Source organism: Micromonospora sp. WMMD1274 (assembly GCF_049179035.1).
Classification (GTDB): domain Bacteria; phylum Actinomycetota; class Actinomycetes; order Mycobacteriales; family Micromonosporaceae; genus Micromonospora; species Micromonospora tulbaghiae.
The window spans coordinates 4,651,256-4,667,346 of the sequence record NZ_JBMHMG010000001.1 but is presented as its reverse complement, the minus strand read 5'-3'; the positions used below and the strand labels follow the sequence as shown (position 1 = coordinate 4,667,346).

Annotated in this window: 14 protein-coding genes and 2 tRNA genes; 9 read left to right on the top strand and 7 right to left on the bottom strand. The window is 71.6% G+C overall.

All coding sequences use genetic code 11. From position 1 onward, the window contains the following. Positions 1-89: 89 nt before the first annotated feature. Together ACN27D_RS22210 and ACN27D_RS22205 are read left to right on the top strand one after the other, a co-directional pair. Positions 90-275 (top strand): DNA repair protein, encoded by a 186-nt coding sequence (locus ACN27D_RS22210; protein ID WP_120573939.1) that lies wholly within the window; start codon positions 90-92, stop codon positions 273-275. 108 nt (positions 276-383) lie between these two features. After that, positions 384-902 carry a hypothetical protein gene (locus tag ACN27D_RS22205; RefSeq protein WP_358170135.1) on the top strand — a complete coding sequence of 173 codons (519 nt, stop codon included), beginning with the start codon at positions 384-386 and terminating at the stop codon, positions 900-902. A gap of 49 nt (positions 903-951) precedes the next feature. Here the strand turns inward: ACN27D_RS22205 and ACN27D_RS22200 are convergent, their stop codons facing one another. Then, positions 952-1,689 carry a Clp protease N-terminal domain-containing protein gene (locus tag ACN27D_RS22200; protein ID WP_421499905.1) on the bottom strand — a complete coding sequence of 246 codons (738 nt, stop codon included), beginning with the start codon at positions 1,687-1,689 and terminating at the stop codon, positions 952-954. A 64-nt stretch (positions 1,690-1,753) separates the two neighbouring features. Between ACN27D_RS22200 and ACN27D_RS22195 the strand changes: the two genes are divergently transcribed. After that, entirely contained in the window at positions 1,754-3,463 is a 1,710-nt protein-coding gene (locus ACN27D_RS22195; RefSeq protein WP_421499904.1) for a Na+/H+ antiporter, read from the top strand. Positions 3,464-3,490: 27 nt separating this feature from the next. On the opposite strand, the gene ACN27D_RS22190 is transcribed toward ACN27D_RS22195, so the two are convergent. Together ACN27D_RS22190 and ACN27D_RS22185 are read right to left on the bottom strand one after the other, a co-directional pair. After that, positions 3,491-6,145 carry a DUF4132 domain-containing protein gene (locus ACN27D_RS22190; protein ID WP_421499903.1) on the bottom strand — a complete coding sequence of 885 codons (2,655 nt, stop codon included), beginning with the start codon at positions 6,143-6,145 and terminating at the stop codon, positions 3,491-3,493. Then, a complete protein-coding gene (locus ACN27D_RS22185; protein ID WP_252449498.1) occupies positions 6,146-6,454 on the bottom strand; it encodes a hypothetical protein in 309 nt (102 codons plus the stop codon). Between the two features lie 112 nt (positions 6,455-6,566). Here ACN27D_RS22185 and ACN27D_RS22180 point away from each other — a divergent pair, with 112 nt between their 5' ends. Both ACN27D_RS22180 and ACN27D_RS22175 read left to right on the top strand, forming a co-directional pair. Beyond that, positions 6,567-8,063, top strand: coding sequence for a sigma-70 family RNA polymerase sigma factor (locus ACN27D_RS22180; RefSeq protein WP_421499902.1), 1,497 nt, complete (start codon positions 6,567-6,569; stop codon positions 8,061-8,063). A 45-nt stretch (positions 8,064-8,108) separates the two neighbouring features. Next, positions 8,109-9,089, top strand: coding sequence for a DUF2804 domain-containing protein (locus tag ACN27D_RS22175; RefSeq protein WP_358170131.1), 981 nt, complete (start codon positions 8,109-8,111; stop codon positions 9,087-9,089). Here ACN27D_RS22175 and ACN27D_RS22170 read toward each other — a convergent pair. The 3 genes from ACN27D_RS22170 to ACN27D_RS22160 all read right to left on the bottom strand — a co-directional run bounded on the left by ACN27D_RS22170 (position 9,074) and on the right by ACN27D_RS22160 (position 12,370). Next, positions 9,074-10,831, bottom strand: coding sequence for a glycoside hydrolase family 2 protein (locus ACN27D_RS22170; protein WP_421499901.1), 1,758 nt, complete (start codon positions 10,829-10,831; stop codon positions 9,074-9,076). The two genes, ACN27D_RS22175 and ACN27D_RS22170, sit on opposite strands and share 16 nt — an antisense overlap. Beyond that, the gene (locus tag ACN27D_RS22165; protein WP_421499900.1) at positions 10,828-12,156 is read right to left on the bottom strand and encodes an MFS transporter; all 1,329 of its coding nucleotides are present in this window, start codon (positions 12,154-12,156) and stop codon (positions 10,828-10,830) included. Before ACN27D_RS22165 ends, ACN27D_RS22170 begins: the two co-directional genes overlap by 4 nt. A gap of 141 nt (positions 12,157-12,297) precedes the next feature. Continuing rightward, a tRNA-Lys gene (locus ACN27D_RS22160) sits at positions 12,298-12,370 on the bottom strand. 184 nt (positions 12,371-12,554) lie between these two features. Between ACN27D_RS22160 and ACN27D_RS22155 the strand changes: the two genes are divergently transcribed. After that, positions 12,555-12,989 carry a DUF6010 family protein gene (locus ACN27D_RS22155; RefSeq protein ID WP_252449503.1) on the top strand — a complete coding sequence of 145 codons (435 nt, stop codon included), beginning with the start codon at positions 12,555-12,557 and terminating at the stop codon, positions 12,987-12,989. Between the two features lie 16 nt (positions 12,990-13,005). After that, entirely contained in the window at positions 13,006-13,947 is a 942-nt protein-coding gene (locus ACN27D_RS22150) for a GlxA family transcriptional regulator (RefSeq protein ID WP_421499899.1), read from the top strand. Between the two features lie 81 nt (positions 13,948-14,028). On the opposite strand, the gene ACN27D_RS22145 is transcribed toward ACN27D_RS22150, so the two are convergent. After that, positions 14,029-14,104 (bottom strand) — tRNA-Lys (locus ACN27D_RS22145). 280 nt (positions 14,105-14,384) lie between these two features. Between ACN27D_RS22145 and ACN27D_RS22140 the strand changes: the two genes are divergently transcribed. Next, positions 14,385-15,119 (top strand): class I SAM-dependent methyltransferase, encoded by a 735-nt coding sequence (locus tag ACN27D_RS22140; RefSeq protein ID WP_358170124.1) that lies wholly within the window; start codon positions 14,385-14,387, stop codon positions 15,117-15,119. Then, complete coding sequence (locus ACN27D_RS22135; RefSeq protein WP_421499898.1) at positions 15,109-15,495, top strand: polyketide cyclase; 387 nt, start codon at positions 15,109-15,111, stop codon at positions 15,493-15,495. The genes ACN27D_RS22140 and ACN27D_RS22135 overlap by 11 nt, the downstream gene beginning before the upstream one ends. The last annotated feature ends 596 nt before the right edge of the window (positions 15,496-16,091 follow it).

Below are 16,091 nucleotides of genomic sequence, written 5' to 3'. Positions count from 1 at the left end.
AAACCCGGCGCTTCGCGGAACCGAAGGCATCGCCCCTGCGTCATATTCATTTCCATACATGGACAAGTTTCTCTGGGACGGTAGTGGTCATGCCTCACGAACCGAATGACCGATTCCAGCAGGACGCGGAGCGCGGCTGGCGGGCCGCCGCAGACGCCCGACGGTTCCCGGCGCAGCCGGCGTACCGCGAGGCCCGCGACCGAGGGCTCTCCTGGGCCGAACTGAACGCGCAACCGGCCGGTGCCGCCGCCTGGCGTGGCCTCTCACCCCTATAGGAACGCGGGCGGCGACACACCGGCCGGGCGCGCGTACCGGCCTTCGCACACCTGTGCGGTAGCGTCTTGTGGTCCGATTTCCGGCCTACGACAGGAGAAGCTCCGCGCATGGGCAAGAAGACGATCCACGTCTCCGACTTCACCGGTCAGGTGCTCAGCCCCGACGACGAGGTGGTCAAGGTCGTCGTCCTGGAGCACCCGGACCTGGTCGCCGGGCCCGTGCAGCTGGACGCCACCCCGGTCGACGTGGAGAGCATCGACGACGCGGCGCTCGACGTCGCGGTGGTGGAGATCCACGACCGGCACGGTCACGGTGAGCCGCGCCGGGTGGTGCTGACCGCCAGCGAGTTCGACTCGATGGCGACCGACGTGCCGATGGCGCAGCTGCTGCGTACCGCCGAGCGGGTCAAGCCGCCCAAGGCCCGCCGCGCCACCGAGAAGATCGACTACGGCACCATCGAGCACGCCGGGCGCCCGCACCGCGGCCGGGTCACCGAGGAGGAGGCCCGGCTGGTCCGGGAGCACCTTGACGAGGTGAACAAGCGCCTCGCCGACGCCGGCATCCGCCAGGTCGACCCGGCCGACCCGGAGCACGCCGCCCGGTACGGCTTCCCCGTCGCCGGCTGAACACCCGCACACCGGGCACGCGCCCCCGTGACGCGTGCCCGGCGCGGTGTCAGGCCCCTTTCCGGGTGATCTCGGCGAGCGTCGCCTCGAACGCCGACTCCAGCTCGGACTTCTCCAGGCCGAGCCCGCGCAGCACCCCGTCGTCGCCCTCCTCCTCCAGCAGGGCGAGCAGGATGTGCTCCGTACCGATGTAGTTGTGCCCCATCCGCAACGCCTCCCGGAACGTCAGCTCCAGGACCTTCTTGGCCCGCGCGTCGTAGGGGATCAGGTCCGGGACCTGGCCGGCCTTCGCCGGCAGCGTCGCGGTGACGACCTCCCGCAGCCGTTCCAGGGGTACGCCCCGAGCCACGATCGCCGCGGCCGCGAGCCCTTCCGGCTCGGCGAGCAGCCCGAGCGCGACGTGTCCCGGGGTGATCTCGGCGTTGCCCGCCGCCCGCGCCTCCTCCTGCGAGGCCAGCACCACGTTGCGGGCGCGCGGGGTGAACCGGCCGAACCCCGAGTTCGGGTCGAGCGCGGCGGCGGTCTCCGCCTTGGCGGCGGAGCGCTTCTGGGCGGCCTGCTTGGTCACGCCCATGCTGCGGCCGATCTCCGTCCACGAGGCGCCGGAGCGGCGCGCCTGGTCGACGAAGTGCCCGATCAGGTGGTCGGCGACGTCGCCCAGGTGGTCGGCGACGAGGACGGCGTCGGCCAGTTGGTCGAGCGCGTCGGTGTGTGCCTTCTTGATGCCGTCGATGAGGTCGTCGAGGCGTACCGGATGGGTCATCTTGAGCGGTTCGGTCTCCTCCATGCGTCAACCATAGGTTGACGGTCCTTGCCCGTCAACCCTCGGTTGACGGCACCGTCGGCGCGCGATGATCTCGGCCCCGGTACTGTCGGTCGGGGTGAGCACCCATTCGACACTGCTGTTCGTGCTCGCCGCCGTCGCGGTCATCATCGCCGTGCGGTGGGTCGCCTCCCGTACCGGTCTGCCGGCGGCGGCACTCCTGCCGCTCATCGGCATCGCGTACGCGCTGCTCCCCGGCCCCAACATCGGCCTCGACCCCGAGCTGGTGCTCATGGTCGTGCTGCCGCCGCTGCTCTACAGCGCCGCGCTGGACTCGTCCCTGCTGGACATCCGCCGCAACCTGCGGATCGTGGTCAGCCTCTCCGTGGTGCTGGTGCTCCTCACCGGACTGCTCGTGGGCGTCGGGTTCCACCTGTTCGTCGCCGGCGCGACGCTGGCCGCAGGCATCGCGGTCGGCGCCGCCGTCGCCCCGCCCGACCCGGTCGCCGCCCTGGCCGTGGGCCGGCGGGTCAACCTGCCGCCGAAGATGGTCACGATCATCCAGGGCGAGGGACTGCTGAACGACGCCACCGCGCTGACCATGCTCAGCGTCGCCGTGGCCGCCGCCGTGGGCGGCGAGTTCTCGTTCCACGCCGCGATCGGGCAGTTCGTGCTGGCCGCCGCCGGCGGGATCGCGGTGGGCGTGGTCGTCGCCCGGGCGAAACGACTGGTCCGGCCGCTCACCGCGGACCCGCTGCTGTCGAACGCGATCTCGCTCGCGACACCGTTCGTGGCGTACCTGCTGGGCGAGGCGCTGCACGTCTCCGGTGTGCTGGCGGTGGTGGTCGCCGGCCTGATCGTCGGCCACCAGACGCCGGAGTTCGGGTCCGGCGCCGCCCGCCTCCAGACCAACGCCGTGTGGCGGCTCGTCGACTTCCTCCTCGAAGGCTTCGTCTTCCTGCTGATCGGCCAGCAGCTCCCCGCCGTCATGCGGGGCCTGCGCCAGTACGACACGTCGACCATCGTCATCGCCGTCGCCGTGTCGGTCGGCGTGGTGCTGCTCCTGCGCCCGGCCTGGCTGATCCTGACGCAGTGGCTCCCCCGGTCGCTGCACACCCGGCTCGGTGGCGTCGCCGAGCAGGACGACACCGACGGGCCGGACGCCGCGCGGCGGCTCGGCGGCGTCGACCGCAACGCCCGCGGGCTGACCTCCCGCGAGGTGGTGGCGCTGAGCTGGTCCGGTACGCGTGGTGTGATCAGCCTGGCCGCGATCTTCACGCTGCCGCTGACCACCCGCAGCGGCGACCCCTTCCCCGATCGTGACCTGCTGCTGTTCTGCACCTTCGTGGTCGTCCTGGTGACGCTGGTCGGGCAGGGCCTGACGTTCGCGCCGCTCGTGCGGATGCTCGGCCTGCGCGCCAACGAGGCCGACCAGGCCCGGGTACGCAACGAGGCCCGCTCGGCCGCTGTGGAGGCCGCGCTCGCCCGCCTCGACACCGTCGTCGCCGAGGAGCCGGACAGCAGGGTCGCCGTCGACACCACGCGGACCCAGTTGCAGACCCGGCTGGCCCGCTACCGGGGACGGCTCGACCTGATCCAGCAGAGCGGCTCGTCGGAGCTGCCCACCTCACCGGAGTACGAGACGGCGCTGCGGGTCCGCCGGACCGTCCTCGAAGCGCAGCGCGAGGAGTTGCTGCGGTGGCGCGACTCCGGCCGGCTGCCGGACGAGGAGCTGCGGGTGCTGGAACGCGAACTCGACCACGAGGAGCTGTTGCTGCCGAAGCGGGCGCCGGGCTGACCCTGGGCCCGGCGCCCGCCGGCCGCCTCACAGCTGGCGCAGGATCACCGGATCCTTGATCTTCTTGTCGGCGGCCAGCAGCAACGCCTTGCTGATGATCTCGGCGAGCCGGCTGTCACCCTCGAAGGGCAGGTACATCTCCGGCTCCTTCGCCTTCGCCGAGTCCGGGATGATGCACAGGTACCGCTCGTCCGGGGCGATCAGGATGTTCCCCGAGCCGCAGTGGATGCGGTACGTGTGCAGGTCGCCGCGTACCTCCAGGAACCTGTCGGTGAGCGTGCAGCGACCGGCGATCGCCAGCCGGGGGATCAGCTCCGCCAGCACGTCCCGGCGCGTCCGGCCGGTCGGGGTCAGCTCGCCGAAGCTGCTCTGCGCCCAGTAGTCGCGATGCCGGCCCTGCGGCCCACCGTCGTACCAGTTCGGGTCGGCGCCCACCCCGGCCGCGGCCACGAACAGGTCGACGTCGCGCATCACCTCGCTCAGCACGACCGGCGGCACCTCCGCCAGCGGAACCGGCAGGCGCTCCCCCCGGATGAAGAACAGCTGGTCGGTCCCCATCGTGTCGAACACGAGGTCGTCGCCCCGGTCCTCGATCCCGGCGACGCCCAGTTCGGCGCGCAGCCCCCAGTCCGGGAGGGCCAGCCAGGGCAGGTTGTACGAGGCCCCGTCGTTGCGGTGCTGGACGTACGACCAGCCGCGCCGGGACAGCAGCGCGTTGAGCCGGTGCTGACGCACGATGTGCGCGGCGAACCGGTTGGAGTACATGCCCGTGGCCCGCTCCGCGTCGGTGAGCAGGTACTGCTCCCGGTGCGCCTGCTTGAACGGCTGGGTGATCGCGTGCCGGGTCAGGAAGTCCCGCCACGGCGCCACCGCGTCGGGGTCGAGCACCGGATGCCACAGCCGGACCGTCGCCTCGTCGGCCGGCTCGACCACGGTGTCGTCCACCGTTCGCAGCGCCTCACCGGCCCAGCAGCAGGCCACGTCGTCGACGGTCCAGATGAGACGCCGGGCCAGCGTACGGGCCAGCGGATGGTCCAGGAACCGCTCGCGCCACTGCTCGACGGTCCACGAACGGTCGCGCCGCAGGAGCCCTTCCAACCGGTCGCGGGTGGCGACGAGCGTGGCGGCGACGTCGGCGACAGTCGCCTTCAGCTCCTTCACCTCGTCGCCGTGATCCCTGCGCACCTGGGCCGGAGGCGTCTTGACCACCTTGCCGTCCGCGTTGCGCCACACCACTACGGCGTCGACACCGCGCACCTCCAGCTCGTACGAGCAGTCGCCCAGCTTGTCCGCGAGCGGCAGCCCGAAGCCGGGCAGGGCCATCTCCTCGACGTCCTCCCGGCTGACGCCGCGCGCCTCGGCGTGCCGGGTCAGCCCCTTCTCCACCAGGCGCAGGGTGCTCTTGTAGGTCAGCCGCGAGGACAGCCGGGCCAGTTGGGCGAGCGCGGCGGGGTGATCGGTGTCGACGAGCGCCGCGACCGCGACGTTCGCCAGTTTCGGGCTCGCCGGGCCGTGGCCGGAGATCTTGCGGGCGGCCCGTTCCGCGATCTGGCCGAGGCTGCGCAGGGCCTCTTCGGACGGCGGGCACATCGTCCGCATCCAGATCAGTCCCCACAGCAGCCCGACGTTGTAGCGGTCGATCATCCGTGGTGGCATGTCCTTGATGTGGCCGGGGCAGCATGTGGTCATGCGCAGCGGCAGGCTACGCGCCTGCCCGACGAGCGGAAGCCAGTCGTCGAGCCGGGCGGTGAAATCGTCGACGCCCACCGCGTCGAGCAGCGACCGGGCCTGCTTGCGCCAACCGGCCGTCGGCTTCGCCTTGTCCACCTCGACCGGACAGTGGGCCAGCAGCGCCTCCCACGAGGACCGGCGATCCGCCGGCATCGCCTCGATGTCCGCGACGGCGCGGTCGGCCCACTGCTCACCGACGTTGGGGATCGGCCACATCCGGTCGGCCTCGTCGCTGATGTCGCTCAGCGAACGTTCGAGCCGGGTCCGGCGCCAGGCCGCCAGCGCCGCCGGATTCGTACGCCCGGCCGCCGCCGTCGCCTTGATGGACTCCCAGGTGAAGCCCTGGAGCTGCGAGCTCCAGTAACCGAATCCCAGCCAGGCCTGACCACCGAGCCGATCGAGCCAGACGGCGCCGTCGAGCCCGCCGCCGGAGCGCGCGGCACGGATCAGCTTGCCCCTGCCGTCGCTCTTCTCCCCCGGCACCGTGAGCGCGTCGAACACCACCTGCCGCACCGGCGCCGGTTGTGCGGCAAGGAGTTCTGTCGTCCGGCGCCACGCCTCGCCCCGGGCCCGGTCCAACGGCTTCTCGTGCTGGTACGGCAGGTCCGGCAGACTGCCGATCAGGGTGGAGGCGGCAGCGACCCGCCTGTCGTGATCCGCGTCGTCGCCGGTCAGGTCGGCCACGGCGGCGGCGACCGACTCGACCTTCCGGGTGGCCTCCGGCAGCAGCTCGACCAACGGCGCAGCGAGATCGTAGGGCCCGTGCGGATCTTTGAGCGCAGCGAGCAGCGACGGAGCCGTCCCCGCCGGCGCCCAGCAGCACACCGCCACCACCCGGTCGACGAATTCCTGCTTGCCGGTCTCGTTGAGGTTCTCGCCGCTCGGGCCCCACCACTTCTTGGCGGTGGCGGCCACATCGCGCAGGGCCGACTCGGGGTCGTACGTCGTCATTCAGCCACCCACCAGCGGGACGAGCTTGAGGAAGGTGACGCGGGATCCCGCGTGCAGGCGGACCTTCTCGTCCAGGGCGGTGACCTGGCGGTCGTCGACGAGCACCACGAAGGCGTTGCGGCCGAAGGCGTCGAGCGTCGTCCGGGTGCGCTCCTCCGGATCGGCGTCCACGCCGGACTCGGCGATCTCCAGGAACACCCGGCGGCGGATCAGCTCGTCGAGACGTACCTCGTCCTCGAAGACCTTCATGGTCCACACCGGCCCGCTCGGCGCCCCGGTCACTTCATCGGCGATTGTGATCATCGGCATGGCGGAGAAGATAGCGCTCTCCTCCGACAGCGCACGCATTTGTGTGACCTGAGTGCGTATCGGACAGTCTCCACGGTGTACGAGATCGTTCCGCGAAGGCGAGGTTGTGAGCGTGTCCTATCACGCGTACCCGAGCAGGGCCGGCATGTCGGCGGTGGTGGACGCGGCTCGCCGCGGCGACCGGGCGGCGATGGACGAGCTGGTCTCGCACTGTCTGCCGCTGGTCTACAACATCGTGGGCCGGGCGCTGAACCGGTCGGCCGACGTCGACGACGTGGTGCAGAACACGATGCTGAACGTCGTACGCGGGCTGGCGGGCGTACGCGAGCCGCGGCTTTTCCGGTCGTGGCTCGTCGCCGTCACCATGAACGAGATCCGCACCCACACGCAGCGCCGGCACACCACACCGGCGCCGCCGGAGGACATCGACAACGTGATCGACCCGCGCGCGGACTTCGAGGACCTGACCCTGACCCAGCTCCGCCTCTCCGACCAGCGCCGGGAGGTCGTCCTGGCCACACGCTGGCTGGACGACGACCACCGTCACCTGCTGTCGCTCTGGTGGCTGGTCGAGGCCGGCCACCTCACCCGCGCCGATCTGGTCGACGCCCTGAACCTGGCGCCGCATCACGTGACCGTCCGGGTGTCCCGGATGAAGGCGCAACTGGACACCGCCCGGCTGGTGGTGCGGGCGCTCACCGCCCGGCCCGGTTGCGCCGCCCTGGCCGACACGGCCGCCGGCTGGGACCGTCAGCCGGCGCCGGTGTGGCGCAAGCGGTTCGCCCGGCACGTCCGGGACTGCCCGCACTGCCCGGACGCGACGAACGACCTGGTACCCGCCGAGCGGCTGCTGGCCGGCCTGGCGCTCACGCCACCCCCGGCCGCACTCGCCTCGGACGTCACCCACACGATGCACACCGTCGCCGGCTCGCAGGCCGCCTCGCCCGGCCTCCACGCCGTGACCGCCGGAGCGCGGTCGGGGCTCTCGTTGTCCAAGGTCCTGGTCGGCGTCGTCGCCGCCGTCGCGGTGGCCGGAGGTGGCGCGCTCGTCCTCGCCAACTACAACAGCGAGCCGAAGACGCAGCCGGCGAGTGCGGCAGCCGCGCAGCCCTCGGCCGCGACCGCCGCACCGGCGCTCACGCCCTCGCCGACCGCGGTGGAGCCGTCCCCGACCGCTGCCCGCCCGAGCCCCACCCCCAGCAGGTCGGCGAAGCCCAGCAAGTCGCCCAAGCCGACCCCGTCGTCGTCGCCCTCCAGGTCCGCCGCCACGTCCACCGGCCTGTCCGCAGCGGAACGCCGGCTGCTGGTGCTGCTCAACGAGCGGCGTCGCGCGCTCGGGCTGACCGAGGTCAAGCTCGGCGCGGCGCAGCACCGCGAGGCGGAGTCCTGCGTACGGCAGAACCTGAACGCCGGCAGCGGGTTGAAGCACTGCGGGCACGAGGTGCTGTTCGCCTCGTCGGGCAACTCCTCGCCGGAGCAGATGATCGAGGCCTGGTTCAACAGCCCCGGGCACAAGACGGCGCTGACGTACGCCAGTTCCCGCTTCGCCGGCCCGGCGATCGTCTTCAACGGCAGCCGCCAGGTCGCCGCCATCAACATCGACTACTGAGGGCGGGCTCGGACCACCGTCGCGGGCGGTCGCTACGCTCCCCCGATGACGCACGAGAAGGAGATCGTCGAGCCGGTCGACCTGTGCATGCCGGACGGGCGACTCAACCCCGCCGCGATCGGCTGGACCCGCCGGCCGCTGCACCGGGCGAACCTGCGCGGCTGGGGAAGAGCCAAGCGCTGGGAGTACTGGGGGATCGTGACGCCGACCCACATCGTCGGCCTCGTCGCGTCGTCGCTGGACTACGCCGGGGTGCACGGCGTCTACGTGCTCGACCGCGCCACGAAGGTCGAGACCGGCAAGGACGTCGTGGTCCCGTTCGCCCGTGGCGTCGTCATGCCGCCGGTCAGCGGCGCGGGCACCGTGTGCGCACGAGGGGACGGCCTGTCGATCGACATCGGCCAGACCGCCGAGGGCAGCACGATCCGTGCCACCGCACCGGGCATCGAGATCGACCTCGTGGTGCCACTCCCGCCCGGCCACGAGTCGCTCGGCGTCGTGGTCCCGTGGAGCACGCGACGGTTCCAGTACACGGTCAAGGACGTCGGCCGCCCGGTGCGCGGCTCGCTGCGGGTGAACGGCACGACGCACACCGTGGCCGAGGACGACTCGTTCGCCGTGCTCGACCACGGCCGGGGCAAGTGGCCGTACGCGATCACGTGGAACTGGGCGGCGGGCAGCGGACCGGACGTGTCGATCCAGCTCGGCGGCAAGTGGACCGACGGCACCGGCTCGACCGAGAACGCGCTGTTCACCGGCGGCCGGCTGCACAAGCTCGGCGCCGAACTGCGCTGGAGCTACGACCGCAGCGACTGGCTGCGGCCGTGGCGGATCAGCGGTGATCGGGTCGAGGTGGAGTTCCACCCGTTCCACGAGAAGGTCTCCCGCACCAACCTCGGCGTCGTGGCCAGCGAGACCCACCAGTGCTTCGGGCACTTCTCCGGCTGGGCCCAGGCGGACGACGGCGAGCGGGTGGCTCTGGACGGCCTGGTCGGCTGGGCGGAGGAAGCTCAGAACCGCTGGTGACGCAGCTGGGCGTTGACCTGCCGCACCACGTCCTCGGGAAGCTTGACCACGCGCCGGTCGTAGGTGAGCAGACCGTTGAGTTCGTCCTCCACGTCGGACAGCTGGGTGTAGACGGTCGCGCTCAGACCGGCCCGGATCGCGGGCACGATCTGCTCGGTGTGCAGCCGCGTGAACGCCTCCGCCAGTTCCTCGGCGCTGCGGCACCGCCGGTAGCCGAAATCCTTGCGGCTGAACGCGTGCCCGTCGACGCGCAGGTTGTAGCCGCCGTACTCCGACAGCACCAGCACCCGGCGGTCACCGCGTCGCCGCGGCACGCGGAACCGGCGGAAGTAGACGTGCAGGCTGCGCAGGTCGCCCCCGCGCTGGTCATGCCAGCCGCTGGCGTGGTCGACAGTACGGGTGGGGTCGAGTTCGGCGACGTCGCGGGCGATCCGGGCCGCGTCGAACTGCCCCCAGCCCTCGTTGAACGGCACCCACACGGCGAGGCTCACCACGTTGCGCAGATGCTCGACGGTGTCGCGCAGCTCGGCCCGGAATCGGTCCCGTCCGCCTGCGTCGGCACGGCCGAACCAGCGCCGCCACCGGCCCCGGTCGGGCAGCCGCAGCGGCGTCACCGCGGGCGCGGTGACGACCAGCGGGTGGTAACCGCTGCCGCCGTTGACCATGTCCTGCCAGACCAGCATCCCCAGCCGGTCGCAGTGGTAATACCAGCGCAGCGGCTCGATCTTGATGTGCTTGCGCAGCATGGTGAACCCGAGCCGCTTCATCGTGGCGATGTCGGCGATCATCGCCTCGTCGGAGGGCGCCGTGTACATGCCGTCCGACCAGTAGCCCTGGTCGAGGATCCCGGCGTGGAAGTACGGCCGGCCGTTGAGCAGCAGGCGGGGCACGCCGTCCCCGTCCGGTCCGACACCGAACGAGCGCATGCCGAAGTAGCTGCGGACCCGGTCCGCGCCCAGCTCGGCGGTCACGTCGTAGAGGAACGGATCCTCGGGGCTCCACTGCCGTACCTCGGGGATCGGGATGCGCACCGCCACGCCGACCGGCGCGGTGGCCTCGGCCACCGCGATCCCGTCGGCCAGGATCCGGATGCCGGCGTCGCCGGCATCCGCCGTCGCGTGCGCCGTCACCTCGACGCACCCCTCGTCGAGGAGCGGCGTCAGGGTGAGGTGCCGCAGGTGTACGGCGGGCACGCTCTCCGCCCACACCGTCTGCCAGATCCCGGACTGGGCGGTGTACCAGATGCCGCCGCGGCGCAACCGCTGCTTGCCCCGGGAGTGGTGGCCGGTGTCGCTGTCGTCCTGGACCGCCACGACCAGGACGTTGGCGTCCTCGCGGAGCGCGTCGGTGATGTCGCAGGTGAACGGCAGATACCCGCCGGTGTGGCCGCCGACCGGGACGTCGTTCAGGTAGACCTGGCAGGTCTGGTCGACCGCGCCGAAGTGCAGCAGCAGCCGAGAGCCGGCAGCGTGGAAGCCCGCCGGCAGGGTCAGCGGACGGCGGTACCAGAGCGTCTCGCCCGGCTGGAGCTGCCGCCCGACGCCGGAGAGCGCGGACTCCGGGGAGAACGGAACGATGATCTCCCCGTCGTAGCGTTCCGGCTCGGTGGGGGAACCGGTGATCGCGTACTCCCACCGGCCGTTGAGGTTGAGACAGCTGTCCCGGGCGAACTGCGGTCGGGGATACTCGGGCAGGACACGCTCCGCGTCGAGCGTGGCACCCCACGGGGTCAGCAGCGTCATGCCCGGGCCTCCCGCTCCCGCCGCCGCAGCGCCACGGCCGGCACCGCGATGAGGACCAGCACGGCCAGCGCCATGAGGAAGATGCCCGGCGTCGGAACCTGCTTCACCACGCCGAGATCCTCGTAGACCTCGCCGGCGCCGGTGATCACGGCGGCGCCGAGGTAGGGGCCGATGAGCATCGGGACGAGGATGGCGAAGACCATCCGCAGCCCCTGCACATGACCGGCCCGGTCTGGTGGCGAGTGGTCGCGCACGATGGCGCCGATCGGGGCGAGGACCAGCATGAAGCCCGACATCATCACGATCCCGGCGGCGATCACGGGAACCATGCCGCGGGCGAAGAACATCAGGGCCAGGCCGGTGCCGTAGACCACTACCGCCGGCAGCAGGAAGCGCACCTTGCCGACGCGGTCGATGAGCCGCCCGCCGACCACGCTCACCGCCGACGCCGTGACGAGGACGACGGCCAGGACGATCGCATACCCCTCGATCCGCAGGTACCGCTGGAGGTAGATGATCAGATACGGCAGGAACACCTGCGTGGAGATCCCCCAGATCGACCAGGCCGCCAGGGCGAGGTAGAGCCCCGGGTTGGCCCGGACGGCGGCCGGGCGCAAACCGTGGACGACGGCGCGCAGGTACCCGCCCTCGTGCCGCACGACTGACGGGCTGTCCTCGACCAGGAACCAGGCCAGCACCCCGGCCACCGCCATGATCGCGCCGATGATCACGAAGAACAGCTGCCAGTTCCCGGCGCGGGCCAGCCCGTCGAACCCGCCGAAGATCACCAGCATCGAGACCAGCGGCATGACGGCGAGCACCGACTCGACCCGGCCACGGTTGGCCGGCTCGGTCACATCGGTGACCCACGCCTGGAACGCCGCGTCGTTGGCCCCGGAGCCGAGGAAGGACATCAGGCAGTCCAGCGTGACGACCGCGATCGCCGTGACCAGCACGACGTTCGCCACGGGCGCGATGTCCTCCACGAAACCCACTGTGAGGAAGCCGAAGGCAGCGGTGGAGACGCCCCACAGCAGGTAGCCGCCGGCGATGAACGACCGGCGCCGGCCGGTCCGGTCGGAGAGGGCGCCGAGCAGCAGGGTGGCGACAGTGGCGGTCACGGCGCTGGCGGCGACCATCGTGGCGATCACGTTCGGGTCGCCGGTGATCGTGTCGTACACGAACAGGTTCAGGTAGATGTTCTCGATGGTCCAGGCCATCTGCCCGACGAGTCCGAGGACGATCAGGGCGGTCCAGACCCGGGGGCGCAGGCCGGCCGGACCGGCCGAGGTGGCCGGGGTGAGCACGCTCCGGGTGGTGGACACGACGGCCTCCTTCGACGGATCAGAATATGATCTATTCCGTCCGGCCGTCGATGGGTCCGGGGTCGGCCGTGCTGCCGCGTCCGAGCAGGCATGACGAAAAAGCCCTGGTACGGGTGACCGAACCAGGGCCTTGATCGTCTGTGCGCCGCCAGGGACTCGAACCCCGAACCCGCGGATTAAGAGTCCGCTGCTCTGCCAGTTGAGCTAGCGGCGCTCGCTGACAACGGGACGAGACGTTAGCACGCCCCCCACCACCCCGGGCAGACAGGGCGACCCGGGGCTGATCGGCGTGGCCGGAATCCGTCGGACCCCGGCAGTTTCGCCTCTCGTCCCCCACGTCCGGCCTGCCTAGGCTGCCTTTCCGACACGCTTCCGCGGACCGGGACAGGACTGGGATCATGCTTCGCTATGTCATGCCGATGGTGATCGGGCTGGTCTACGTCGGGCTCAACTCCGTGGTGCCCGAACCGCACCGGCGGCGCCTCAACGCACTCGTGGTCACCGGCGCGGGGGCCGCCTACCTCAGCGGCGGTGGATTCGGCCTGTGGGAGCTGGCGTTCTGCGCCCTGCTGGTGGCGGTGGGCTACGCCGGGCTCACCTCGTACACCTTCATCGGTGTGGGCTGGCTCCTGCACACCGTCTGGGACGTCCTGCACCACCGTCGCGGCACCCCGATCATCCCGTCGCTGCACGACTCGTCGTTCGGCTGCGCCCTCTGCGACCCGGTGATCGCCCTCTGGTGTTTCGCCGGCGGCCCGTCCGTCACCGACCTGTACCACCGCCTCACCCGGCGGGTGCCCGACGCGGGCCGACCGGTGACCGCCGGGTCCTGACTGTTTGGATCTCCCCATGCACACCGTGGCCGTGCTCGCCCTCGACACCGTCGTACCGTTCGATCTGGCCACCCCGATCGAGGTCTTCGACCGCACCCGCCTGCCCGGCGGCCGTCCCGGCTACCGCGTCGTCGTCTGCGCCGAACGGCCGACGGTGACCACCGGCGTGTTCGACATCGCCGTACCGTGGCGCCTGGACGTCCTGGCCGATGCCGACACCGTCATCGTGCCCGGGGTGACCGACCCGGGGGCGGCGGCGCCCGCCCCGGTCCTGGACGCGCTGCGTGCCGCCGAGGCCCGCGGCACCCGGATCGCCTCGATCTGCGGCGGGGCGTTCACACTGGCCGCCGCCGGCCTGCTCGACGGGCGGCGCGCCACCACCCACTGGGTCGCCGCCGCGCAGCTCGCCGCCCGGTACCCACAGGTCCAGGTGGACCCGAACGTCCTGTACGTCGACAACGGCCAGATCCTGACCTCGGCCGGCGCGGCTGCCGGCCTCGACCTGTGTCTGCATCTGGTCCGAACCGACCACGGTGCCGCCGTCGCCGCCGACGCGGCGAGGCTGTCCGTGATGCCGCTGGAACGCGCGGGCGGGCAGGCGCAGTTCATCGCACACGAACCGCCCGCCCCCGACGGAGCCACACTGGAGCCGTTGCTGACCTGGATGCGCCAGAACGCGGGGCGGGACCTGGCGCTGGCCGACATCGCCCGTCACGCCGGTATGAGCGTCCGCACCCTGAACCGACGGTTCCGGGACCAGGTGGGTACCACCCCGCTGCGGTGGCTGCACCGGGTCCGCGTCCACCAGGCCCAGCACCTGCTGGAGACCACGGCGCATCCGGTGGACCGGGTGGCGACGCAGGTCGGATTCGGCTCCGTCACCGCTTTCCGGGACCGCTTCCGGCGGGTCACCGGCACCAGCCCGCAGGCGTACCGGCGCAGCTTCCGGAGCGGGTGAGCGTCCCCGCGGACCAGCGGCGGACCCACACGCGAAGAAGGCCCCGACCGGCGTGGAATGCCTGGTCAGGGCCTTGCTCGTTGGTGCGCCGCCAGGGACTCGAACCCCGAACCCGCGGATTAAGAGTCCGCTGCTCTGCCAGTTGAGCTAGCGGCGCTCACTGACAACGGGACGCGACGTTAGCACGCCCGAACACCACCCCGAAAACGCAGGGCCGGCCTCACCGCAATGCCGGCCTGACCCGCCCGGTCGCCGCCCCAGACGGGCCCACCACCAGGGTGTACGCCCCGGACGCCGGCAACACCGCCGGCCCGGGTCCGCCGGCACTGTCGATCACGTGGCGGGAGGTGCGGCGTACCCGTGGAGCGGGCTGGAGAGGCGGACGCCGGCTTCCTCGCGGCCGGTCGGGAACCGGTCGGAGCCGTATCGTGCTGGTGATGGAGCTCTTCGGCACGGTGGCCGACCTGTACGAGCGCGCCCGGCCCGGATATCCGCGGGAGATCGCCGAGTCGATACGCGCCTACCACGGCGGGGCACCGGCGTCGGTGGCCGAGGTCGGCGCGGGCACCGGCAAGGGCACCGAGGTGCTGGTCCGCCTCGGCGGGCCACTGACCTGCGTGGAGCCGGACGCACTGATGGCGGCCCGGCTGGCCGAGCGGTTCCCGGACGCCCGCGTCGAGGCGACGACGTTCGAGCGATGGTCGCCGCCCACCGGCGGGGTGGACGTGCTCGCCTGCGCGATGGCCTGGCACTGGCTGGACGCCGCCACCCGCAACGCCCTGGCCCGGCGCGCCCTGGCACCCGGCGGCACGCTCGCCGTCTTCGGGCACCGCTACGACTACGCCGACGCCGACCAGCAGGCCGCCGTCCGGGCCGCACTGCGATCCGTCGACCCCACCGTCCGGGAGCGGCCCGTCGACTGGTTCCACCGGGACGTCCTCGACAGCGGGCAGTTCGACGACGTACGCCGCGAGGTGTTCCGGCGGGAGCTGCCGCTGGACAAGGAGCGTTACCTGGCGCTGATGCGCACGTTCGGGCCGTACCTGTCCCGCACCCCGGAGCAGCAGCGACGCGGGATCGCCGCGCTGGACCGGCTGGTCGACGACTTCGGCGGCACCGTGGTGCTCGACCTGCGGACCACGCTGGTGCTGGGCCGGGCCGATGCTCGGTGACCGGTGGGGTGTCTCCGACGACGAGACACGTCGCCGGTACCCGTGCGACGACTTCGTTCCCGCGCCCAACCTGCGGGCGTGGCGCGGGGTAAGCGTGGACGCGCCACCTTCCGCCGTGTGGCGGTGGGTCGCCCAGATCCGGCTCGCGCCGTACTCGTACGACTGGATCGACAATCTCGGCCGCCGTTCACCGCAACGGTTGGTGAACCTTCCCGAGCCGGTGGTGGGCGAGGCGTTCACGACTGCCGGCGGGCGGCGGCGGGGCCGGATCCTCGCGGTCGAGCCCGTGCTGCCTAACCGGGGCGTGCCGCCGGGCCTCACGGGCACGATCGTCCGCGCAATGGTGGGTATTGCGCTCGGACCGGGACCGCTGTAGTTCGAGTACCGGTTAAGGTCGGCGGCCCACGACCGGAACGGTGCCTTAGACGTCCGAAGCACGGCTCTTAATCACCGTCAGCCCTAGCATCCGGCGCCCTGGCGGCCTCTGGCTCGCTCTGCACACTGCGCTAGCCGCCTCGATCGCCGTGCGGGCAGGGCAGTATCGGCGCCGCGGGCGTCGGGCGCCGCCAGGTTGGCCACCGCGACACTCGTCTGGCTCGCCGACCCCAATAAGCCATCACCGCTACCGTTACGCTCGCGCGGCCGACGACGACAGCCCAGCACGTCCTGCTGCGTCACGTCCACAGCAACAGCAGCCTCATCGCTGAAGTGATTACTAACAGGTCGACCGCGGCAACTACGCCCAGCAGCCCGAACACCTCCGAAGCAATAAGCCAGTCCGAACCGAGGCCTCCGGCCAAGATCCCGACTGGCTCAAACTGCTTCTACGGGATCAAGACGGGGCAGCATGCGCTGGATCGCGCGCACGCGCTACGGACCTACGGCTCCGCGCACCCCGGCAAGCATCGGGCTGCGCACCAAGAGCAGCGGCAATCAATCGCCGACTCCGCGAAGATCCCTTCACCAGCCGGA

What these genes read in the sequence shown, in the direction of transcription:
- ACN27D_RS22150 (WP_421499899.1), top strand. Translation starts at nt 13,006, where the DNA reads ATGCACACCGTGGCCGTGCTCGCCCTCGACACCGTCGTACCGTTCGAT.
- ACN27D_RS22135 (WP_421499898.1), top strand. Translation starts at nt 15,109, where the DNA reads ATGCTCGGTGACCGGTGGGGTGTCTCCGACGACGAGACACGTCGCCGG.
- ACN27D_RS22175 (WP_358170131.1), top strand. Translation starts at nt 8,109, where the DNA reads ATGACGCACGAGAAGGAGATCGTCGAGCCGGTCGACCTGTGCATGCCG.
- ACN27D_RS22195 (WP_421499904.1), top strand. Translation starts at nt 1,754, where the DNA reads ATGATCTCGGCCCCGGTACTGTCGGTCGGGGTGAGCACCCATTCGACA.
- ACN27D_RS22185 (WP_252449498.1), bottom strand. Translation starts at nt 6,454, where the DNA reads ATGCCGATGATCACAATCGCCGATGAAGTGACCGGGGCGCCGAGCGGG.
- ACN27D_RS22155 (WP_252449503.1), top strand. Translation starts at nt 12,555, where the DNA reads ATGCTTCGCTATGTCATGCCGATGGTGATCGGGCTGGTCTACGTCGGG.
- ACN27D_RS22140 (WP_358170124.1), top strand. Translation starts at nt 14,385, where the DNA reads ATGGAGCTCTTCGGCACGGTGGCCGACCTGTACGAGCGCGCCCGGCCC.
- ACN27D_RS22205 (WP_358170135.1), top strand. Translation starts at nt 384, where the DNA reads ATGGGCAAGAAGACGATCCACGTCTCCGACTTCACCGGTCAGGTGCTC.
- ACN27D_RS22200 (WP_421499905.1), bottom strand. Translation starts at nt 1,689, where the DNA reads ATGGAGGAGACCGAACCGCTCAAGATGACCCATCCGGTACGCCTCGAC.
- ACN27D_RS22210 (WP_120573939.1), top strand. Translation starts at nt 90, where the DNA reads ATGCCTCACGAACCGAATGACCGATTCCAGCAGGACGCGGAGCGCGGC.
- ACN27D_RS22190 (WP_421499903.1), bottom strand. Translation starts at nt 6,145, where the DNA reads ATGACGACGTACGACCCCGAGTCGGCCCTGCGCGATGTGGCCGCCACC.
- ACN27D_RS22170 (WP_421499901.1), bottom strand. Translation starts at nt 10,831, where the DNA reads ATGACGCTGCTGACCCCGTGGGGTGCCACGCTCGACGCGGAGCGTGTC.